At 64.3% G+C, this 21,479-nt stretch carries 14 protein-coding genes; 10 read left to right on the top strand and 4 right to left on the bottom strand.

The window, feature by feature from the left end; all coding sequences use genetic code 11:
- Positions 1 to 58: 58 nt before the first annotated feature.
- Both ACWFUC_RS01655 and ACWFUC_RS01650 read right to left on the bottom strand, forming a co-directional pair.
- Positions 59 to 841: a transporter substrate-binding domain-containing protein gene (locus ACWFUC_RS01655; RefSeq protein ID WP_039783710.1), complete on the bottom strand. Its 783-nt coding sequence runs from the start codon at positions 839 to 841 to the stop codon at positions 59 to 61.
- Positions 842 to 899: 58 nt separating this feature from the next.
- The gene (locus ACWFUC_RS01650; protein WP_034334379.1) at positions 900 to 1,646 is read right to left on the bottom strand and encodes a GntR family transcriptional regulator; all 747 of its coding nucleotides are present in this window, start codon (positions 1,644 to 1,646) and stop codon (positions 900 to 902) included.
- A gap of 543 nt (positions 1,647 to 2,189) precedes the next feature.
- On the opposite strand from ACWFUC_RS01650, the gene ACWFUC_RS01645 reads away from it, so the two are divergent.
- The 7 genes from ACWFUC_RS01645 to pelG all read left to right on the top strand — a co-directional run bounded on the left by ACWFUC_RS01645 (position 2,190) and on the right by pelG (position 15,528).
- Entirely contained in the window at positions 2,190 to 5,174 is a 2,985-nt protein-coding gene (locus ACWFUC_RS01645; RefSeq protein ID WP_489623925.1) for a bifunctional glycoside hydrolase/polysaccharide deacetylase family protein, read from the top strand.
- Positions 5,104 to 9,198: a tetratricopeptide repeat protein gene (locus ACWFUC_RS01640; protein ID WP_489623924.1), complete on the top strand. Its 4,095-nt coding sequence runs from the start codon at positions 5,104 to 5,106 to the stop codon at positions 9,196 to 9,198. The genes ACWFUC_RS01645 and ACWFUC_RS01640 overlap by 71 nt, the downstream gene beginning before the upstream one ends.
- 140 nt (positions 9,199 to 9,338) lie before the next feature.
- Positions 9,339 to 9,968 (top strand): penicillin-binding protein activator LpoB, encoded by a 630-nt coding sequence (locus tag ACWFUC_RS01635; RefSeq protein WP_489623923.1) that lies wholly within the window; start codon positions 9,339 to 9,341, stop codon positions 9,966 to 9,968.
- Positions 9,969 to 9,979: 11 nt separating this feature from the next.
- Positions 9,980 to 11,470 (top strand): PelD GGDEF domain-containing protein, encoded by a 1,491-nt coding sequence (locus ACWFUC_RS01630; RefSeq protein WP_240733787.1) that lies wholly within the window; start codon positions 9,980 to 9,982, stop codon positions 11,468 to 11,470.
- Complete coding sequence (locus ACWFUC_RS01625; protein ID WP_489623922.1) at positions 11,460 to 12,524, top strand: tetratricopeptide repeat protein; 1,065 nt, start codon at positions 11,460 to 11,462, stop codon at positions 12,522 to 12,524. Before ACWFUC_RS01630 ends, ACWFUC_RS01625 begins: the two co-directional genes overlap by 11 nt.
- Positions 12,521 to 14,146, top strand: coding sequence for a GT4 family glycosyltransferase PelF (gene pelF / locus ACWFUC_RS01620; RefSeq protein ID WP_489623921.1), 1,626 nt, complete (start codon positions 12,521 to 12,523; stop codon positions 14,144 to 14,146). Before ACWFUC_RS01625 ends, pelF begins: the two co-directional genes overlap by 4 nt.
- 11 nt (positions 14,147 to 14,157) lie before the next feature.
- Positions 14,158 to 15,528 carry an exopolysaccharide Pel transporter PelG gene (pelG, locus tag ACWFUC_RS01615; protein ID WP_134136983.1) on the top strand — a complete coding sequence of 457 codons (1,371 nt, stop codon included), beginning with the start codon at positions 14,158 to 14,160 and terminating at the stop codon, positions 15,526 to 15,528.
- A gap of 33 nt (positions 15,529 to 15,561) precedes the next feature.
- Here the strand turns inward: pelG and ACWFUC_RS01610 are convergent, their stop codons facing one another.
- Both ACWFUC_RS01610 and ACWFUC_RS01605 read right to left on the bottom strand, forming a co-directional pair.
- Positions 15,562 to 17,118: a CYTH and CHAD domain-containing protein gene (locus ACWFUC_RS01610; protein ID WP_489623920.1), complete on the bottom strand. Its 1,557-nt coding sequence runs from the start codon at positions 17,116 to 17,118 to the stop codon at positions 15,562 to 15,564.
- Positions 17,103 to 17,984, bottom strand: a complete 882-nt coding sequence (locus tag ACWFUC_RS01605) for an AraC family transcriptional regulator (RefSeq protein ID WP_209532570.1) — start codon at positions 17,982 to 17,984, stop codon at positions 17,103 to 17,105. Before ACWFUC_RS01605 ends, ACWFUC_RS01610 begins: the two co-directional genes overlap by 16 nt.
- 123 nt (positions 17,985 to 18,107) lie before the next feature.
- On the opposite strand from ACWFUC_RS01605, the gene ACWFUC_RS01600 reads away from it, so the two are divergent.
- The 3 genes from ACWFUC_RS01600 (at position 18,108) to ACWFUC_RS01590 (ending at position 21,170) form a co-directional block, all read left to right on the top strand.
- Positions 18,108 to 19,298, top strand: a complete 1,191-nt coding sequence (locus tag ACWFUC_RS01600) for an MFS transporter (RefSeq protein ID WP_489637617.1) — start codon at positions 18,108 to 18,110, stop codon at positions 19,296 to 19,298.
- A 129-nt stretch (positions 19,299 to 19,427) separates the two neighbouring features.
- Positions 19,428 to 20,093 carry a ceramidase domain-containing protein gene (locus tag ACWFUC_RS01595; protein WP_489637425.1) on the top strand — a complete coding sequence of 222 codons (666 nt, stop codon included), beginning with the start codon at positions 19,428 to 19,430 and terminating at the stop codon, positions 20,091 to 20,093.
- Between the two features lie 102 nt (positions 20,094 to 20,195).
- Positions 20,196 to 21,170 carry a helix-turn-helix domain-containing protein gene (locus tag ACWFUC_RS01590; protein ID WP_489623918.1) on the top strand — a complete coding sequence of 325 codons (975 nt, stop codon included), beginning with the start codon at positions 20,196 to 20,198 and terminating at the stop codon, positions 21,168 to 21,170.
- The last annotated feature ends 309 nt before the right edge of the window (positions 21,171 to 21,479 follow it).

Genomic DNA, 21,479 nt, shown 5'->3' with positions numbered 1-21,479 from the left:
GTGGATTTCCGCAACTGTCATGCCGCACACCACGAAGGTGTGCGGTCACTCCAGCAAATTACAGGCCAGCCGGCAGCGGCAGGCCCAGCCACTTCTGGGAGATGGCGTTGAGGCTGCCGTCCTTCTTGGCGTCGGCCAGGATGGCGTCGACCTTGTCCTGCAGCTTCTTCTCACCCTTGTTCAGGCCGATGAAGCAAGGCGAATCCTTGATCAGGAACTTGGTCTCGGGCTTCTTGGGCGGGTTCTTGGCGATGATGGCGGCTGCCACGACGTTGCCGGTCGCCACCAGCTGCACCTGGCCGGAGAGGAAGGAGCTGATGGTGCTGTTGTTGTCTTCGTAGCGCTTCACGGTGGCCGAGGCCGGCACGATCTTGGTCAGTTCCAGGTCTTCCACCGAGCCACGGGTGACGGCAATGGTCTTGCCGGCCAGGTCGGCGGCGCTCTTGACCGGCAGGTCGGCCGGGCCGAACACGCCATTGAAGAAGGGCGCATAGGCAGCGCTGAAGTCGATCACCTTCTCACGCTCGGCGTTCTTGCCCATGCTGGAGATGACCAGGTCGACTTTCTTCGTGGTCAGGTAGGGAATGCGGTTGGCGCTGGAGACCGGGATCAGTTCGACCTTCACGCCCATCTTCTTGGCGATCAGGTTGGCCACGTCGATGTCGAAGCCCAGCGGCTTGAGGTCGCTGTCGACCGAGCCGAACGGCGGGAAGTCGGCCGGCACCGCCACGCGCAGCGTGCCGTGCTTCTGGATATCGTCCAGGGCGTCGGCGCGGGCAGCCGAAGCGGAGAACATCATGGCGCCGGCCATCAGGCCGAGCAGGAGTTTGGTCAGTTTCATAGCAGTTTCCCTTGGGTTGACGTCATTGACTACGTTGATGAGTGGCCTGTTGTGCAGCTCAAGGCCGTTTGCTTTCCTGGCGTGGCAGTCCGGTCTCGCCCGCAGCCCCCTGCCGCGACACCGATGCCAGCGCCTGTCGCAGCGGTTCCAGCGGATCGCTGCTGCGCACCTGGGTGAGCCCTGATTCCACATGCTGCAAGTGGTCCTGCATCAGTTGCTCTGCCCGTTCCAGATCGCCGCGTTCCAGCGCTTCGACGATCAATACATGTTCCGAACATGAATCCTCGGCCTGCTCCGACGACTGGTGCAGCATGGCCGTCAGGGTGGTACGCGCGGTCAGGTCGCGCAGCGTTTCCGACAGCAGCGAGTTGCCCAGGCATTCGCACAGGCAGACATGGAAGTCCCCCAGCAGATAGCTGCGCGCCCCCACATCGGCCCCGGCGATGGCCGCCTCTTCGCGTGCGATGTGATCGCGCAGCTGGCCGATGGCCTGCGCGCTGATCGGCCGCACCCGCGCCTGACGCAACAGCCCCAGTTCGATCACGCGGCGTGCCTCGAAGGCTTCGCGCGCCTGTTCGGCAGTCGGCTCGATGACGAACCAGCCACGCCGGGCACTGACGGTGACGATGCCACGCGCCATGAGCCGGGTCAGCGCTTCGCGCACCTGGGTACGCGAGACGCCGAACAGGTCGGCCAGCTGCTGTTCGCCCAAGCGCGTCCCCGGTGCCAGTTGCTTGGCGAGGATGGCCTCGGTGATGCGGACCGCAATCTGCGACGACGACTTGGCGGAAGGATCGGTGTTCATATCCCCTCATCAGCAAGTTGTGTGCCACGCTGATATACAAGATTGGCATACAACAAGCCGCGACGATTATTGGCGGCCAGACGCCGGTGTGGCAAGGGTTTGCGCGGGGTGTCGCAATGCGGTCACGCTGGCGGGAGGGCGGGTGATGCGGCGCAAAATGGACGAAATGAAGGAGTCGGCGCAGGGCTTGCCTGCTTTTGGTGCGCTTGAGCCCGCCACAGGCGGGTTTGGGCTGCCCTGCTTTTGTGCGCCGCATTGTCGAATATGAATGCATTGGCGTTTTCAGGCAGCGGAATATCTTGGATGGACGTCAAAATATTCACATCAAGAGACATCGAAATTCCCTTCAAGTAATAAACTTGCAGTTGAATCTAGTTAGAATCTGATACAAATTGCTAACAAGCACACAGGGAAAATCCGGCAAATTTAACAAGAACAAGGATGGAAGCTCATCCATGTCAGGATTTTCCGGATTTCCGCAATGCCGCAGCCGTGGTTTCATACGGCCTGCCAAATTGATAACAAATCCATCAGGGAGAGCCCGTGCCGCGCTCTGCAGCAAGCCAAGCCATACAACAAACAGCCGGCCGGACCTGGCGCGCCTTGCGGGCGCTGGCCTGGACCCTGGCCGCCAGCGCGGCGGCGCTGGTGACCGGTGCAGCGCCGGCCCAGAACCCGGCGGCGGCCACGGCGGCCGCGCCCACCTCGATCGCCTTCTATTACGGCCCCAATCCCCCGCTGGCTGACCTGCAGGCCTTTGACGTGGCCGTGGTGGAACCGGCCTTCGTGCGCGACCCGGCCGCACGCACGCGCAGTGCGGCCAACGGGCCGCACCAGCTGTTTGCCTATGTCTCGCTGGGCGAGGTCCAGCCTTCGCGGCCTTACTACAAGCAGATGCCGCCCGGCCTGCTCAAGGGCGACAACGCCGCGTGGGGCAGCCGCGTGATCGACCAGACCGCGCCCGGCTGGCGCGACTTCTTCCTCGACAAGATCGTGGCGCCCTTGTGGGCGCAGGGCTGGCGCGGTTTCTTCCTCGACACGCTGGATTCCTACCAGCTCTTTGCCAAGACCGATGCCGAACGCGCCGCCCAGACGCAGGCCATGATCGCCACGTTGCGCGAATTCAAGCGCCGCTATCCGGAGGCCAAGCTGATTCTCAATCGCGGCTTCGAACTGTTCCCCGACGTGGCTCCGCTGACGTATGCGGTGGCTGCCGAATCGCTCTATCGCGGCTACGACGCCGGCCGCCGCAGCTATGGTGCCGTCACCGACAATGACCGCGCCTGGCTCTCCGGCCAGCTGCGTACCATCCGCGACCGCTATCGCCTGCCGGCCATCGCCATCGATTACGTCGACCCGTTCCAGCCCGGTGCCCGCGCCCTGGCGCGCGAGACGGCCAAAAAGATCAGCGCCGACGGCTTCCTGCCCTGGGTGGCCGATGGCACGTTGATGTCCATGGGCGTGTCCAGTGTCGAACTGGTGCCGCGCAATGTGCTGGTGCTGCTGGATGTGGCTCAGGGCGATGACCTGCATACCACCGAGGCCCAGCGCTTCCTCGGCATCCAGCTGAATCACCTCGGCTTGCGCTATGAATTCCGTGAAGTCGGCCGCGAGGGCCTGCCCACCGAGCCACTGGCCGGACGCTATGCCGGCGTGGTGACCTGGTTCCGCAGCGGTACCGATCACCAGCGCCTGGGCCCGTGGATCGGGCAGCGCATCAAGGAAGGTGTGCCGGTGGCCATCTTCAATGCCTTCGGTTTCCAGATGACCAAACTCAGCGCCGGCATGCTGGGGCTGACCAGTTTTTCCGCCCCTGCGCCGGAACAGCTGGTGGTCACGCAAGCCGATCCCGAACTGATGGGTTTCGAGACCAAGCCGCGCGTGGACCGCACGCAGCTGGAGCTGGTGCGCCTGACCGATCCTGCCGCCAAGTCGCTGCTGCGCATGAAGGATGGCCGCAACAACATCTACGATGCCGCCGCCATCATGCCCTGGGGCGGATTCGCCCTGGCCCCGTTCGCCACTACCACGCTGCAGGTGATGGATCCGCCGCGCTGGGTGCTGCAGCCCATGCTGTTCCTCAAGCGCGCGCTGCGCCTGCCCGCCATTCCGGTGCCGGACGTGACCACCGAGGGCGGCCGCCGCATCCAGACCAGCCACCTCGATGGCGATGGGTTTCCCTCCAAGGCCGAATATCCGGGCTCGCCCTTTGCGGTCGAAGTGCTGCAGCGGGAGATCTGGGACCGCTACCGCTTCCCCGTGACGGTCTCGGTGGTGGAGGGCGAGCTGAGCCCGCAGGGCGTCTATCCGCAGCTCTCCGCACAGACCACGGCGCTGGCGCGCAAGATGTTCACGCTGCCTTATGTGGAGCCGGCCAGCCATTCCTTCTCGCATCCCTTCAACTGGGCCGATGCGATGTATGACACCCGCACCGCCGACATCAACCAGATGGATGGCGATGCCTCGCGCACGCTGGACATCCCCAACTACAAATTCAACCTGCAGCGCGAGATCAAGGGGTCGATGGACTACATCAACAAGACCCTGCTGCCGCCCGGCAAGAAGGCTGAAGTCTTCCTCTGGACCGGCAACTGCGTGCCGCCGCCCGAGGCCATCGCCCAGACTTATCTGGACGGTTTCCTCAACATGAACGGCGGCGACACCATGATCACCAGGAGCCGCAACACCTGGACCGACATCGCCGCGCAAGGTGTGCGCAAGCAGGGCTGGTACCAGGTCTTCGCGCCCAACCAGGACGAGAACGTCTACACCGGCAACTGGACCGGCCCCTTCTACGGTTTCGAGCGCGCCATCGAAAGCTATGAACTGACCGGCGAGCCGGTCCGCTTCAAGGCGGTGGACATCTACTACCACTTCTATGCCGGCACCAAGCCCGCCTCGGTGGCAGCCCTGCACAAGATCCACCGCTGGGCGGAGGCGCAGCCGTTCACGCGGCTGTACGTCTCGCAGTACATCCGCAAGGTCATCGATTTCGAAAACACCAGCATCGCCCGCACCGCCGATGGCACGCTGGTGTATCGCACCGGCGAGTATCTGCGCACGCTGCGCATCCCGGCCGATGCGCCTGACGTGGATTTGTCACAGCCCGGCATCGCCGGGATCGCACCGGGCCCGAGTGGCCGTTACCTGATCACGTCGGCCGGCGAAGTGCGCATCCGCCAGCGCAGCAGCAGCGAGCAATCCGATGCGTCGCCGGCCTTGCCCATGCTGCTGGAAGCGGCCGGCCAGGTCGGTGATTTTCAGCGCAGCATCAACGGCAACAAGGCCGAGCTGCGTTTTTCGCTCACCGCCAATGGCGTGACGACCTTCAGCGTCAGCGGCGCGCGCGCCTGTACCGCTACCGCCGATGGCGTGGCGCTGGCCAAGGGCAAGTCGGTCAGCATCACCGGCCAGGCGTGGTACCGCAATTTCACCGGCAAGACTGCCGTTCATCAATATGACATCGGCTCCGCAACCGCCCCGCTCGCGACAACACGGCACCTGGTACTCGTTCAATGCACCTTATGAACGGGCCAGGCTGTTCTCGCCCTGGACGATCGCCGGCTTCGCGCTGGCGGTCGGGACGGTGCTCGCCCTGGTCTATCCCAAGGTCTCGCTGCAGCAGCGGCTGGAAGTGGCCAATGCCAGCGGCAAATCCGACCAGCTGACGGTCGAGTACATCAAGGTCTTCCTCAAGGCCCAGCCCGGCAATGCGGCGCTGCGTGCCGAGCTGGTCAAGCAGATGATCGACCTCGGCCAGTTCGGGGAGGCGCGCGCGCAACTCGCGCTGCTGCAGATGGACAGCAGTGCCGCCGCACGCCTGTCGGCGGCCTGGCTGGAATACCGCATCCGCCAGCAGGAAGTCTTTGCCCTGCCGCTGGGTTCCCCCGAGCGCACGCCGTTGCTGGCGCAGTTGCGCGAACAGCTCAATGTGCTGATGACCTATCCGCTCACTGCGCAGCAATGGCTGACGCTGTCGCAGGATGCGCTGGCACTCGGTGACGGCGAGTCTGCCCGCGCCGCCTTCGCGCGCCTGCTGGCCGATCGCAGCACGGCCGACATGTCCTATACCGAAGCGGTGCGCCTGGGCCAGCAGAGTCTGGGCGTGGGCGATTATCACAGCAGCGCGGCCTTCTACCTGCTGGCCATGCAACATGCCGGATCGCTGGCGGCGCGCCGCGAGAATTTCCTCGATGCGATGCGGACCCTGCAGGCCGGCGGCTTCTACCAGGAAGCGCTGGCCGCCGCCGAAGCCAACCTCGGTCCGCTGGCCAATGACAAGACCGTACTGCTGTACCTGACGCGGCTGGCGCAGGCCGCCAATCGTCCCGATGCCGCCGAGCGTTACGTGAAGCAGTTGCTGCAATTGTCGATGGCGCGTGCGCCATCGCCGCTGGCGGCTGTGCGGGCCGGGCAGGGGGGCGTGGTGGCCGTGTCCATGCAGGACTTCCGGCAGTCGCTGCAGCAGATGCAATCGCTGCTGCACCACCCTCGGCGCCTGCACCATGAACTGCAGCGCGCGATGCAGCAGGGCCGCCTGCTGCGTGTGGCCGGGGAGAACCAGCCCTCGGCGGCCGATGTGGCTTCCAGCCGCGCGCTGGCCAGGCTGCCCTTCGATGAGGAGATCTACACGCTGGCCTACAACGTCTTCCTGGCCAATCGCAACCTGGTCGATGCGCGCCTGCTGGCGCAATCGGCGGTGCGCCAGCGCCCCGATGACGCGGCCTGGCGCAAGCGCCTGGCCGAGGTTTCCGAATGGAGCGGCGTGCCGGAACAGGCCACGCCGCAATGGCTGGCCTATGCGCGCCTGTCGGGTGACGAGGCGGCGTGGGACAACGTCCTGCGTGCCGCCGCCGGGACCTTTGAACAAGACATGCTGGTCGAGGCCCTGCAGCACAAGATGCAGGTCGAGCCCGGCAATGCGCAGTGGGTCAACCTGCTGGTGGCGCAATACGAAAACATCGGCCAGCCCGAACGCGCCGCCGCCTTGCTGGAAGAGCGTCTGCGCGGCAAGCCGGCCCGCACTCCCGACGCCGCCACCGAGCGCAACGGCACGATGGAAGCGCTGGCCAAGCTGTATCTGCGCATGGGCCGGGATGATGCTGCGCTGGCGACCTTGCGCCGCCAGCGCGAGGAGTTCGGCCCTTCCTCCGCGAACGCCCTGATGACCGCCAATCCCTTGTATCTGCGTGGCCGCCTGGACGATGCGCTGGGAGTGCTGCGCGCTGCCGCCAGGGTGGCACCGGACGGCAATGCCGACTTCTGGCGCACCTATGCGGAAGTGGCGCGCTACATGGGTCTCAATGAAGAGGCGCGCATCGGCTATGACCGGCTGCTGGCCGGTGATCAGGCCGCCGAAGGCGACATGAGCAACATGATGGTGGTCATCCAGGACCGCGAACCGCGCGCCGCCGCCGAGCTGGCCGAGTTCGGTTTCCACCGCACTGGCGTGCCCAATTTCGCGGTGCAGGCGCTGACCTATCGTCTGCGTCTCAATGACCTGGAGGGTGCGCGCAGCTTCCTCGCCAGCCTGACTCCGCAGCAGAATGCGGCATTGGAAAAATACGTTCCTTTCCTCAGCGTGCGTTCCTCGGTCAAGCAATTGCAGCGCGATCTCGAGGGCGCGCGTGCCGACATGCGCCTGGCGCTGTCGCTGGCACCGCGCGCGGCCGATGTGCGGGCCGAGACCCTCTGGGTACTGATCGCCACGCGCGATGCCGCACTGCTCAATCGCGCCATGACGATGTGGGCCCATGATGCCGAGACCACGCCGCAACTGTGGGGACCGTACGCCGCCGCCAACATGTCGCTGAACCGGCAGAACCAGGCGCTGCACTGGTTCCGCAAATCCGGCTTCCCGCACGACGATTACCTGTGGCTGATGAGTTATGCCGAGGCGCTGGATGCCACCGGCCAGCCCGACCTGGCCTGGCGCATCCGCCGCCATGCCTGGCTGGAAGTGCGCAATCCGCAACTGCTGCGCAATGTCCCGCCCGGGCAATTGCACGAATGGCGCGATCGTCTGGCGGCGCTGGCGCCGCTGTTCATGAGCGCCGATGACAGCGCCCGCGTCATGCGCGCACTGTTGCGCAGCGATGTGACGCTGCCACCGCGGCCGGACGGCCAGTCCAACCCCGCCAACGGCCCGGCCCTGCTCAAGGACATGCAGCATGCCGCGCGCAGCGATGCCGTGCAGCGCAGCCAGGATGAGGTGCGATCAGCGCAACTGGCCGAGGGGCCGGCAGCACTGTTTGCGCCCACCACCGACACCGGCCAGCGCCCGGGCGATGATGCGCGCTTGTCTTCCGGTGCACGCGAACTGGCGCTGGCCTATGCGATGAACCAGAACCAGTCCGACCTGGCCCGGACCTGGCTGGCCACGCGCTTTGCCAAGCAGCTCGACAAGCCGCTGTGGGGCGAGCTGGCCATGGCCTTGGGCAACGATGATCGCCAGCGCTTGAATGCCATGCTGGACAACCTGGCCGACTGGCTGCCCATGTATGACCGCGTTGAAGCGGCCCGCGTGGCCGGGCGCGTCGGCCTGGCACAGACGCTGGCCTTCGACCAGCTCGAACGCCTGCCCGCTGACGATGAACTGCACGGACGGCTGACCGGCCTGGTGACCGATGAGCCGCCGCGCTTCTCGGCGGGCTACACCGCCACGCGCGAATTCCCGCTGGCCACCAAGCTGTTCACGGTCAACACCGGCGTGGCGCTCACGCCGGGCACGCGCTTCTCCGTCGGCTACACCGAACGGCACCAGACCGTGGACGACACTACCCTGCTGGGCGCTGTGCCGGCGGTGGACCGCCTCTTCGAATTCACCTTGCGCCGTCGCATCGAGGATGGGTTCGTCAGCGCCAGCCTGCAGCACCGCGACGCGATGACTTCCTTCAATGGCCTGCGCCTGGAATTCTCGCAGCAGCTCACGCCCAAGCTCACGCTCTCCGGCAATGGCGGGCTGAACCTGGCGGCCATCGATTCGGCCTTGATCCGCGTGGGCGGACGGCGCAGCGGCGGCGAACTGAACCTGAACCTGCAATTGAGCCGTACCGAATACCTGCGCCTGGGCGGCGGCCTGCAGCGCTACCAGACGCAATCCGGCACGGCACTCGGCAATGGCCGCACCCTCAATGCCGAAATCGGGACGCACTTGCGCGTGGAGTATCCCAACCTGACCCTGCGCGGCTTCGTCAACGATGCCAAGTTCAGCGATCGCGGCGCCAGTGATGACCAGATCGCACGCCTGGTCCCGGCCGGCAACGATCCGACGGGCTTTCGCTACATGCCGCTGGATGCGCGCTCGTGGGGTGTCGCACTGGGTGCCGGCACCGTCATCGAAAATGCCTACACGCGCGCCTGGCGTCCTTATGCGGAGTTCGGCCTGACCCGCACCTCCGACATCGGCTGGGGCCGCAACCTGCGCGCCGGGGTGGCCGGCAGCGTGCTGGGGCAGGACGTGTTGTCGGTAGCGGCGCAGAGCACCAGCGCCACGCCCAACACGCCGCAGCGCGGGTTTGAATTGAATGTGCTCTACAAATGGTTCTACTGAATATGAATCTGAAATTGAAACTGCAGGTGAAGGCCTCGCTGTCCGTACCGTGTCGAAATTGATTGATCAATGAAATCGATGAATCAGCTCTCATTAATCTATGGCCGCGAAAGGCCGCGCATTGCTCCAAGGTGACCACCATGACAAACAAGATCCGCTCCACGCTGTTGAAACTCGGCAGCGCTGCCGTACTGGCCCTGGGCCTGGCCGCCTGCTCCACCGCTGACATCGGCCCCGCGCCGGTGGTACCGGCCGACGCACGCTGGGGCTTGCTGCCCTTCGCCAATCACACCGAGACCCCGCAGGCCGGACTGCGTGCCGAGTCGATCTCGGAGAGCATCCTGCGCGCCAATGGCCTGGCCGAGCTGCGCCGCTATCCGGCTTCGCTCAACAATGAAACCCTGTTCGAACCGATGGACCGCAAGCAGCTCGATGCCGCCCTCGACTGGGCACGCAGCGAGAACATCACCTATGCGCTCTCCGGCAGCGTCGATGAATGGCGCTACAAGGTCGGCATCGATGGCGAGCCGGCGGTGGGCCTGACGCTGCAGCTGATCGAGGTCTCCAGCGGCAAGGTGGTCTGGGCAGCGGCCGGTGCCAAGAGTGGCTGGAGCCGCGAAGCCTTGTCGGCCGTGGCACAGAAGCTCATGCGCAGCCTGCTGTCGCCCTTGCGCACGCTGGCGCGCACCTCGGCGGCCGTCAATGCGGCCAACGCAGCGGACGCTGCGGCGCAGACCGAGTCCACCGCGCCCGAGATGCAGCGCCCCTGATGGGAGAGAACGTGAACGACAGCCAACGGCCCACTACACCACCGGTCTCAGGACGTCCCGGCGGTGGCCAGCCGTGGGCGGCCAGTCCGCGGCCGGCACCGACGGCGGCGCAGAAGCGCCAGAAGTTCTGGTCACGCCTGTTTACGCGCTTCGATACCGACAGCGGATCACCGCGCAAGGCGGCCCTGCGCATCGTCGAGACCATTGCGCTGGTGGCCGCCGCGCTGGGTGTGGCCTGGTGGCTGGCGCCGGAGGATCCGTTCGGGCTGGAGGCGCAATTCCCCTGGCTGTGGCTGATGCCGGCCATCCTTGCCATGCGCTACGGCAGCACGCTGGGCGTGGTGGCGGTGGCCACCATGCTGGGGGGCTGGTATCTGCTCATGCATGGCCATCATGAAGATGAGGCGCAGGCCGTGGTGTCGGCGGCGCAGGCCTTTCCGCAAGCCTATTTCCTGGGCGGGCTGGTGCTGACGCTGCTGTGCGGCCAGTTCGCCGAAGTGTGGAATGCGCGCAGCCGCCGCCTGCGCGGGGTGAATGCCTATCTGGAAGAGCGCCTGACCATGCTCACCAAGAATCACTTCCTGCTGCGCCTGTCGCATGAGCGGCTGGAACAGGACCTGCTGTCCAAGCCGCTGACCCTGCGTGAATCGCTGGACCGCATGCGCGCCCTCACGCTCACGCAATACCTGCTGGACCCGGGCCGCATGCCGGCACCGGATGCCTTCCTGCAGATCCTGGTGCAGAGCTGCCAGGTGGAGTCGGCCTCGGTGTTTGCCTGCGATGTCCACGGCCACGTCCTGCCTGAGGCGGTGGCCAGCGTGGGCAAGGTCACGCCGCTGGCGGCCGACGACCCGCTGGTGCGCTATTGCCTGACGCAGCAGAAGCTGGGCCATATCCAGACCGAGAGCCTGAACCAGACCCTGCGCAACCAGAGCCGCTATCTGGTCTGTGCGCCCTTGCGCAACTACGAGGGCCGCCAGTTCGGCTTGCTGGTGGTGGAGCAGTTACCCTTCCTGGCCCTCAACGAAGACACGCTGCAACTGATGTCGGTGCTCATCGACTACTACGCCGACGGCATCGAGATGGGCGACAGCGCCCGCGCCATCCTGCAGCAGCTGCCGACCTGCCCGCCGGAACTGGCAGTGGACCTGGTGCGCCTGCATCGCCTCAAGCGCAGCACCGACATCGATTCCTCGCTGGTGGCGCTGGTGTTCGGTGACGACGAACTCTCGCGCGACATGTACGATCAGGTACGCCGTTTGAAGCGCGCCGCCGATGTGGTCTGGACCTACAAGGCCGGTGGCCGCAACGTGTTGATGACCTTGCTGCCGCTGGCCGGACCGGCAGCGGTGGATGGCTACCTGATGCGCATCGAGACCGCTTCGCACGCGCAGTTCGACAACAAGTCACTGGCCAACTTTGCCGCTGCGCACACCGCTGCGCTGGGCAGCGATGAGCCGATGCGCCTCTTGATCAACCTGGTGGAACGCTGTGCTGCTTAAACTCTCCGCTGCCGGTCTGAGTTTCGAGACCGCCTCCGTGGCCCTGCTGCTGCAGGGTGGCAACGGGCTGGGCGTACTCTCCGGTTATCTGCTGCTGCACCTGGCCTCCTCGGCGCTGTTCGCGCTGGCCATCGCGCAGGTGGCCCCGCCGCAGTACCGGCGTCCGCGCACGGCCTTGCTGCTGTATTTGTTCTTCTTCAATTTCTTCATTCCCATCGGCGGCGTGCTGTGTGCCGTGGTGGCGCTGCTGGTGGCCGTGCTTTGGCCCAAGGACAAACCGGAAGACCATTTCGATACCAGCCAGGCGCCGGCCTTCGTCACTGCGCGCAGGCGCGAGGGCAGCGGTTTTTCCGGCAACCGCGTGCGGGCGCAGCTGGGCAACGTCGCCACCCCCGTGGACAAGCGGCTCAATGCACTGGTGGCGATCCAGAGCACGCCCACGCGCGCCAGCGGCGCTTCGCTGCGCAGCCTGCTGGGCGATCCGGCGGACGACGTGCGGCTGCTGGCCTATGGCATCCTGGATGGCAAGGAAAAGAAGATCACCCAGCGCATCGTCGACATCCGCAACCACCTCAAGACCGTCTCCGACCCCGAGACCCTGAGCATCCTGCATCAGCAGGTGGCCGAGCTCTATCAGGAACTGATCTACCAGAACCTGGTGCAGGGCGACCTGCTGAACTACTCCTACACCCAGATGCGCGAGCACGCCCGGGCGGCGCTGCAGATCGATGCCGCCCAACCGGGCCTGTGGTTCATGCTGGCGCGCATGGAGCTGGCCAACCGCAACGTGGCCGACGCCGCCGAGGCCATGCAGCGCGCCCATGAATATGGTTTTTCGCGTGTGCGTCTCCTGCCTTACCTGGCCGAACTCAGCTTCCTCGAACACGACTACGAACAAGTGCGCAAGCTCTTCATCGAAATGCAATACGATCCCAGCGTGTCCTCGCAGCCGCAGCTGCACCGTTACTGGCGCCATGGCCGGCGCACCATTGCCAACCGGCCTGACACCTTCAGTCCCGCGCCTGCGGGCCGTCCTGGCGGAGGCCGCCGATGAATGCGCCTGTCGTCAAACCGGTCGCCGGCGATGCGTCCTACCAGCGCCGCGCCAAGGACTGCGACGTCATGCTGCTGCTGGAAGGGACCTTCCCGTATGTGAGCGGTGGCGTGTCAAGTTGGGTCAACCAGATCATCCGGGGTTTTCCCGAGATCCGTTTCGGCCTGTGCTTCATCGGCAGTCGGCCTGAGGATTACGGCACCCCCAAGTACGCACTGCCGGACAACGTGGTCCATCTGGAAACGCACTTCATCCACGAACATCTCTCGGCGACGCAGGTGGTGCGTTCGCGCGGCGATGCAGCCGCCTTCGAACGCATCGACGAACTGCATGCCATGTTCCGCGCCTACGATCGCACCGATGCCACCTCGCATTCGGCGCTGGTGGCGCAACTGGGTGAACTGATTCCGATGATGGAAGATGGGGGCAAGATGGACCAGGACACCTTCCTCTTCAGCAAGCGTTCCTGGGATTACCTCGCTTCGCAATACCGCATTTTCTGCACCGATCCTTCCTTCGTCGATTACTTCTGGACCGTGCGCATCATGCACCAGCCGGTATGGACCCTGGCCCGCGTGGCGCGCCAGCTGATCCCGGCGCGCTGCTATCACACCATCTCCACCGGTTACGCGGGCTTCCTCGGGGCGCTGATGAAGATGCAGACCGGCCGTCCGCTGATCCTTTCCGAACACGGCATCTACACCAAGGAACGCAAGATCGACCTGTTCCAGAGCGAGTGGATCCGCGACAACCGAAACGTCTTCGAAAAGGATGCCTCGCAGATCCCCTACTTCCGCGAGATGTGGATCCGCTTCTTCGAGGCGCTGGGCCGGCTGTGCTACCAGGCGTCCAACGACATCGTCGCGCTCTACGAGACCAACCGCCTGCGCCAGATCCATGACGGCGCACCGGCCGAGCGCACGCGCAATATCCCCAACGGCATCGACCTGCCGCGCCTGTCGAAGCTGCGCGCATTGCGCAGCGAGAATATTCCGCCGGTGCTCTGCCTGCTGGGCCGGGTGGTGCCGATCAAGGATGTGAAGACCTTCATCCGTGCCATGCGTACCGTGGTCAACCAGTATCCGGAGGCCGAAGCCTGGATCGCCGGACCGGAAGATGAAGACCCGGCCTATGCCGGTGAGTGCCATGCGATTGCCGATGGCCTGGGCCTGACCGACAAGGTCAAGTTTCTCGGTTTCCAGAAGATCGACGAGCTCATGCCCAAGATCGGACTGGTGGTGCTCTCCAGCATCAGCGAGGCCTTGCCGCTGGTGCTGCTGGAAGGTTTTGCGGCCGGTGTGCCGGCCGTTGCCACCGATGTGGGATCGTGCCGCCAGCTGCTGTATGGACTGTCGGAAGAAGACCTGGCGCTGGGCGCAGCGGGGGATGTGGTCGGCATCGCCCAGCCCCAGGCGCTGGCCGACGCGGCATTGAAACTGCTGACCGATCCGCAGCGCTGGCACGCGGCCCAGGCCGCAGGCATTGCGCGCGTGGAGCGTTATTACACCCAGGACATGATGTTCGGTGCCTACCGTGAGCTGTACCAGCGTTCGCTGGCGCAGGGTGGGCCGGACAGCGACGCCGCATCCGGCCAGCCGCTGCGCTGCCCGGTGCGGCACTGACGAGGACCGCCATGGCCGGTATCGGTTTTGAACTGCGCAAGATATTGAAGCGCGACAGCCTGCTCTCGCTGATGCAGGCGTATTCCTATGCGGCCCTGATCAGTTCGGGGCCGTGGATCATGTCCATCGTCGGCATCCTGGTCATCGGTTTGGTGAGCTATACGGTGAACATGCCCAAGCTGGCCATCGTGCAATTCCAGGTCAGCATCACCTACGTGATTTCGCTGTCGCTGATCTTCACCGGCATTTTCCAGCTGGCCTTGACGCGCTTCGCAGCGGACCGCCTGTTTGAAAAGGACAATCACGCCATTCTGCCCAATTTCCATTCGGTGTCGATGGCGGTGACGGTGGTGGGGGGCGTGCTGGGCCTGCTGGCGGTGGCCTTCCTGTTCCCGCAGCAGAGTGCGCTGTACCGGCTGCTGTTGCTGGCGGCCTTCATCATCATGTGCAACATCTGGATCGCCACCATCTTCCTGTCGGGGATGAAGCAGTACAAGGCCATCTTCTGGATCTATGCGCTCGGCTATGCCATCACGGTGGTGGCGGCGCTGCTGTTGCGTCCGCTGGGGCTGGAGGGTTTGATGGGCGGATTCGTGATCGGCCAGGCGGTGCTGCTGATGGCGATGATGGCGCTGATCCTGCGCAATTTTCCGTCGGACCGCTTCATCTCCTTCGAGTTTTATGAGCGCAAGAAACTCTATCCCTCGCTCATGGCCATCGGCCTGCTCTACAACACCGCGATCTGGATCGACAAGGCCATGTTCTGGTACACGCCCGAGACCAGCCAGGCCATCATCGGTCCGCTGCGTGCCTCGGTGATCTATGACCTGCCGGTGTTCCTGGCTTACCTTTCCATCATTCCCGGCATGGCCATTTTCCTGCTGCGCATGGAGACCGATTTCGTCGAGGACTACGATGCCTTCTATGAGGCCGTGCGCACCGGGGCCTCGCTGGAAACCATCGAGAAACACCGCAACGGCATGGTGGAAACGGTGCGCCTGGGCCTGCTGGAAATCATCAAGATCCAGGCCATCACCACTTTGCTGCTGATGGTGACGGGTGAGTCCATCCTGAAGTGGCTGGGCATTTCCACGCTCTACCTGCCGCTGCTCTACATCGACGTCATCGCGGCCAGCCTGCAGGTGGTGCTGCTGGGCATCCTCAACGTCTTCTTCTATCTCGACAAGCGCCGCATCGTGCTGGGCCTGTGCGGGGGACTGGTGGTGCTCAACTTCGCGCTCACCGCGCTCTCGCTGCACCTGGGTCCGACCTTCTACGGTTTCGGATTTGCGCTGGCGGTGTTCGTGGTGGTGCTGGCCGGTTTCGTGCTGCTCACCCGCAAGCTGGAACTGCTGGAGTATGAGACCTTCATGCTGCAATGAGCGCGGCGCTCATTGCAGCACTCATTGCGGTACTCACTGAGGCAACTCCTGCGCCTTCCATTTTTTCCACAGGCGATGCATGCGCTCGTGGCCATCGTTGACCTGGCCGGCCAGGAAGCCGCGCGCGTAGGCGATGCTCGGCGCCAGGCGTACCTGCTTCTGCTGCAGTTGCTGCAGCAGGGCATCGGCCACCACCAGGTCGTTCTGCACGCCCAGTTGCTCCTGCAGGCGTGACAAGGCTTTCAGGTAGGGGCGGCTGCTCTTCTCGCCATACAGCGCCTGGAAGAACTCGATGTCGTAGCGCATCTTCTTGGCAGCGATGCGGGTACGGTGGCGGGCGCGGTCGTTTTCTTCGAGATGCGCACCGCGCTTGTTGAGGCGTTTCTCATCCCGCTGCAGCATCTGCCGTGCATAGCGGAAAAGCGCTTGCGAGAGGGCTTCCTGTCCCGCCTCGCCGAGGCCATCGCGCCAGCCAGAGGTCAGCAGCCAGCGACTGAACTGCAGGACCAGCGCGGTATAGCGCGGCGAGGCCACGGCCTGTACCGCCAGTGCATGTTCCTTGCCTGCTTCCACCAGCGCGGCATGGCGCACCCGTTCCAGATCGATGGCACCGATGGCGTGCGGTGGCAGCGTGGTCAGCGTTTGCGTGGCCAGTACATCCCAGTCACGTGCATGGCCGATGGCTTGCGAGACCCAGTCGAATTCAGCGGCCAGGGAAGCGGGCAGGGCGATCACGGGCTCGAACAGCGTGAAGGCCGAGCGCAGGCGGCGCAGGCCCACGCGCATCTGGTGCAGGCGTTCGATGTCGTCGCTGTCCTGGTCGGCGATGTCATTGGCCTGGATCTGCTCCACGCAATTGTTGACCACCGCCAGGAAGGCCCGCTCCACCGGCATCTTGCGGGTCAGCTGCAGCGGCTTGGCACGGCTGGCCGACGAGGTCGCGGCAATGCCCTGCTGCGCACGGCGCGCCTGGTGGAACAATCCATAGCCGCGCTGCGCCTTGCTCTGGATGCCGATGCGCAGCGGCAGGGTCTGCAGCAGTTGCAGTGCGAAATCGAAGAGGGCGCTGGCCTCGCCTTGCTTGAGTTCCAGTTCGATTTCGCAGACCTCCGCCTTGAGCTCTCCGTGTTCTACCGCGCCCTGGTCGAGCACGCATTCGACCTCGCTGCCATCCTGCAATACCAGGTCCCACACCATACGCTGGATGCGGGTACTGAAGATGGGCGTCAACTGCGCAGCGGTCTTGTCGGAGAACACCTTCCTGGCCCAGGCTTCGTCGGAGGCCGCCAGCTCGCGCAGCACCGGCAGGTCAGGTTGTTCACCTTCCACCAGCGACTCCCATTCATTGCGCTGGTGCAGGCCGCCACTGACGCCGCCGCCTGCCTTGAGGGTCTGGATATATTCATTTCCGGTCCGACGCACCCGCAGTCCGGCTTCGTTCTGGCGCAGCAGCAGGTCAGGCGTATCGAAGTAGGTGCCGGTCTGGTCCTTGATGCGCGGCGCGGCCTGGGCGTAGCGCTTGATGAGCGGGTGACGGATGAAGGCCTTGGTGTGCTCGGGGGCGAGCAGCAGTTTCAGTTCGGTTTCCATGAGGCGTTCCGTGTCGGTTGGAAGTAGGGGGCCGCCGGGCTGGCCGGTGGGGAAGAAGCGGGGCGGGCAAGCGGTGCCTGGCGCTGCGCCATGTAGCGCGCGGGCGGCTTGCCCAGGGTATTGCGGAACATGGTGATGAAGGCACTCACCGATTCATAGCCCAGGTCCTGCGAGACGCGCTGCACCGAGCTGCCCGAGGCCAGCCATTGCAGGGCCAGCATCAGGTGGATCTGCCGCCGCCAGCGGCCGAAGCTCATGCCGGTTTCGGCCTGCACGAAGCGCGCAAAACTGCGCTCGCTCATCGCATGGCGCTGGCCCCATTCGGCGACTGTGCTGCGGTCGGCCGGTTGTTCGGCCAGGTGGCGCGCAATCGCACGCAGCCGCGAATGCTGCGGCACGGGCAGGTGCAGGGGCAGGGCGTGGCGCTGGCTGTGTTCCAGTTCCTCCACCAGTACCGAGGCCAGACGCGCGGTGCGCTCGTGCGGGGCGTAGTCCTGGCGCTGCTCGGCGAGGTGGCAGATCATCTGCACCAGCAGGGGCGACAGCGCCAGCGTGCAGCACTGGTCCGGCATGCTGGCTGCATGTGGCGCGATGAAGAGGAAGCACAGCTGGCCGTCCAGCGTGACACGGTTGCTGTGCGGCACGCCCGGCGGAATCCAGACCGCCGACTGCGGCGGCACGATCCACATGCCCTGCGCCGTCTCGCAGGTGACCGCACCGTGCAGGGCCACCACCAGCTGGCCCTTGCGATGGCTGTGGAAAGGCGTCTCGCGCTCGCTCTGGCTGGTATGCACGCGCAGGGCCGTGACCGCGGCATCGAGGCGGTCCGGATCGTGTTCGACCAGGCTGGCGTAGAGAGTGGCCATCGGGAGCAGGGTTGACCGTTTTTAGCAATAGGCTGGCATTGTAGCCAAATTCGTACAGGCTGCGATTGGCTAAGCTGGGCGCTCGCTGCTTTGGATCAATCTTTGTCCTTCTTCCCGACCGCCATGCATGCCACGCATCCCCCTCATGTTCGCCCTCTGCACCGCAATGTCTGGTTGATTGCAGGCATCCTGCTGATTGCCGCCAATCTGCGCGCACCGGTCACGGCCGTGGGGCCGGTGATGGGGCTGCTGCAACAGACCTTCGCGCTTTCGGCCGGTGCCGCCGGGCTGATGCTGACCTTGCCACTGCTGTGCTTTGCGCTGGTCTCGCCGCTGGCGGCCCGCGTGGCGCGCAGTCTCGGATTGGAGCGCACGCTCCTGCTGGCCTTGCTGTTGATTGCGGGCGGTATCGTGCTGCGCTCTTCGGGATCGGTGGCGGCCTTGCTGGCCGGGACCTGTGTCATCGGCTGCGGGATTGCCGGCGGCAATGTGCTCTTGCCCAGCTTGCTCAAGCGCGACTTTCCCGATGATCTCACGCGCATGACGGCCATCTATGCGCTCACCATGGGCGGTGCGTCGGCGCTGGGCTCGGTCTGTGCGGTGCCGCTGGCGGCGGGCCTGGGCTGGACGTGGGCGCTGGCTTCGTTCATTGCATTGCCGGTGGTGACGGTACTGGTCTGGCTGCCGCAATTGCGGCGTGATACGCGCCCGGCCACTGCGCCTGCACGTGCGGCGTCGATGTGGCGCCAGCCGTTGGCGTGGCAGGTGACTTTCTTCCTCGGGACCAATTCGCTGGTGTATTACGTGGTGACGGCATGGCTGCCGTCCATCCTCGCGGCCAATGGACACAGTGCGGTGGAGGCGGGCAACCTGCATGGCCTGATGCAACTGGCCTCGGCTTTGCCGGGCTTGCTGCTGGTGCCGCTGGGTCCGCGCATGCGCGATCATCGCCCGGTGGCGGTGAGCATGTCGGCTGCGACTGTCCTGAGCCTCATCGGCCTCATTGCGTGGCCGCAGGCGTCCATCATCTGGGTGCCGCTGTTTGGGTTCGGGACGGGCGCGGTGCTGATCCTGGGGCTGGCCTTTGTCGGCACGCGCGTATCGACACCACCACAGGCTGCTGCGCTGTCAGCGATGGCGCAGAGCGTGGGCTATCTGCTGGCGGCCGCCGGGCCCATCCTCATGGGTCAGCTGCATGATTTAAGCGGTGGGTGGACGCTGGTGCTGGGCTTGTGTGCGGGTGGGGCGGTGCTGATGGGGGCGCTGGGCTGGTTGGCGGGGCGGCCGGGGAGGGTGATCGGGGCGGCCGTATAGAGAGTCGATGCGCGACTGGAAAAAATCCGCGGCTTCGAGGATGATGGCGGCTGCATCGTGAACGGGTGGCTGCCTGATCACCGCTTGCGATGTCTTCCTGAAACGCGACGCCTTGCTGGCGACCACACCATGACCGCATCGCTTCTTGCCCCGGTAGATCTGTATTGCGAACGCCTCAGCACTGCCTTCTGGGCTGAGCCCGTCAATGCACTTTCCAATCTCGCCTTCTTGCTTGCCGCGTATTTCTTGTGGCGCTTGCCGTTGCCGCAAGGGCGCAGTGCCGTGGTGATGTCACGGATCCTGACGCTGATGGTGGCCGTGATCGGCGTGGGCAGTTTTCTTTTCCACACCTTTGCGCAACGCTGGGCCCTGTTCGCCGATGTCATTCCGATTTCGGTCTATCAGGTGCTGTTCCTGGCCTTCTATATGCGCCAGGTGGCGCGCTGCAGCTGGCTGGTGACGCTGGGCTGGGTGCTGTTTTTCTTCGCTGTCACGTATGGCGTCGGCATGCTGCCGGATCAGTGGCTCAATGGTTCGGTGGCGTCGTATGGTTCGGCGTGGCTGTTCATTGGCGGGCTGGGCGTGTATCACTGGCGCATGCGCAAGGCGGAGCCAGGGATCCTGCTGCTGGCCACCGGTGTCTTTACGCTGTCGCTGGTGCTGCGCTCCATGGACATGGCGGTATGCCCGAGCATCAGCATCGGCACCCACATGTTCTGGCATCTGCTCAATGGGGTGGTGCTGTATCTCACCACGCGGGCTTTCATGCTGCAGACAGGCGATGCGCGCGCATAGCCAGATAGGCAATTTCATCCACCCCGCCGCCGTTTACGGTGTCGTCATTCGTCATTCTTTTGTCAGCATCAGATGCGAGCATGCCTGTGAAAGGAGCTGGTCATGTATCGTAAAAGGAAGACGCAATCCTGGCTCAGCGAAGAGATTCCTCCTGCTGAAAGAACGGATGCCTGGCAAGCGGAGCTGCGCCGATCCTACCGGGAATGGACGCTGACCAAGGCCGTTTCTCCCGAGTTTCGTGCACACCTTGTCAGACATGAATTCAATGAGCTCTTGCTCATCAATACGATCTGCGGTCCGTGCGAGGGCGAACGCGATTACCAAACGCTCAGGAGGGATGACGATCTCTATATCGGTATCCAGCTTGCAGAGAGTGGTGCTGAACGCTTCGATACAGCAGGTCAGCGTCTGCAAGTGGGCGCGGGTGATCTGATCGTATGGACTACCGCCGATGCGACGCGGTTCGAGGTGATCGAGACCTTGCACAAGGTGACGCTGATGCTGCCATGGCGCCTGTTGAGAGATCGTTTTCCCGAGCACAAGGAACCGCCTGTGGGCGGTCTGCGTGAGGGGCGTCATGGTATCGGCTACCTCCTGGTCAATCAGATGCGCGCGTTGGCCAGTGAGCTCATGCATCTCGATCCTCGTGTGGCCGGTGCTGCCAGTCGTTCCCTGCTTGAACTGGTCAATGCGCTGCTTCATTACGATACTCGCGCGGCACTCGATAATGCGTCCGTCAAACTGCAATTGATTCGGGAATACATTCTTCGCCATTTGCATGACGAGAGGCTTGATCCCGCCACCATCGCTGCGGCCCATCGCATCTCCGTACGCCACCTGCATTCTCTTTTTCAGCAGGAGGATATGCCGGTCTCACGCTTCATTCTCCAGAGGCGGCTTGAGGCCTGTCAAAAAATGCTGTCCGATCCCGCTTTCAATCATCTGCGTATTTCGGAAATCGCCTATAGCAAGGGCTTCGCTTCCGTCAGCCATTTCTGCCGGGTGTTCAAGGCGGCGTTCGGCCAGACGCCCAATGAAGTGCGTCGTGCGGTGGCGCACACACCGAGCGGCGAGTAATGTGCGGGCCAACGTCATTTATTGTCATCTTGTGATGTGACTGCGCTGTGCGTCAATGATGATGCGCTCTCGGGCAAGGATTGCGAACGACAGCTGCTACCTTGTTCGGGGGCTCTTCTCCCTGAAGCGAGTGTCTCCTCGTGCGGCCCGGAAGGATAGGTCAACATTGTCTGTTGCAGATGAGAGTCTTGCCGTTTCTCTCTGGGCTTCCGTGAGAAAGGAGGCGATGGAAATGCAGCATCGCGAACTGGTGCCATCGGTCGCCCGCCTCAAGTGAATCAGTCCCGATTTAGCCATTCATCAATAATT

Source organism: Herbaspirillum sp. Her4, from assembly GCF_057961335.1.
The sequence above is the reverse complement of the archived record's forward strand: the minus strand, read 5'-3'. Positions and strand labels throughout refer to the sequence as shown.

Coding starts and splice junctions, on each gene's coding strand:
- ACWFUC_RS01655 (WP_039783710.1), bottom strand. CDS start 841: ATGAAACTGACCAAACTCCTGCTCGGCCTGATGGCCGGCGCCATGATG.
- ACWFUC_RS01640 (WP_489623924.1), top strand. CDS start 5,104: ATGACATCGGCTCCGCAACCGCCCCGCTCGCGACAACACGGCACCTGG.
- pelG (WP_134136983.1), top strand. CDS start 14,158: ATGGCCGGTATCGGTTTTGAACTGCGCAAGATATTGAAGCGCGACAGC.
- ACWFUC_RS01600 (WP_489637617.1), top strand. CDS start 18,108: ATGCATGCCACGCATCCCCCTCATGTTCGCCCTCTGCACCGCAATGTC.
- ACWFUC_RS01595 (WP_489637425.1), top strand. CDS start 19,428: ATGACCGCATCGCTTCTTGCCCCGGTAGATCTGTATTGCGAACGCCTC.
- ACWFUC_RS01610 (WP_489623920.1), bottom strand. CDS start 17,118: ATGGAAACCGAACTGAAACTGCTGCTCGCCCCCGAGCACACCAAGGCC.
- ACWFUC_RS01605 (WP_209532570.1), bottom strand. CDS start 17,984: ATGGCCACTCTCTACGCCAGCCTGGTCGAACACGATCCGGACCGCCTC.
- pelF (WP_489623921.1), top strand. CDS start 12,521: ATGAATGCGCCTGTCGTCAAACCGGTCGCCGGCGATGCGTCCTACCAG.
- ACWFUC_RS01590 (WP_489623918.1), top strand. CDS start 20,196: ATGTATCGTAAAAGGAAGACGCAATCCTGGCTCAGCGAAGAGATTCCT.
- ACWFUC_RS01650 (WP_034334379.1), bottom strand. CDS start 1,646: ATGAACACCGATCCTTCCGCCAAGTCGTCGTCGCAGATTGCGGTCCGC.
- ACWFUC_RS01635 (WP_489623923.1), top strand. CDS start 9,339: ATGACAAACAAGATCCGCTCCACGCTGTTGAAACTCGGCAGCGCTGCC.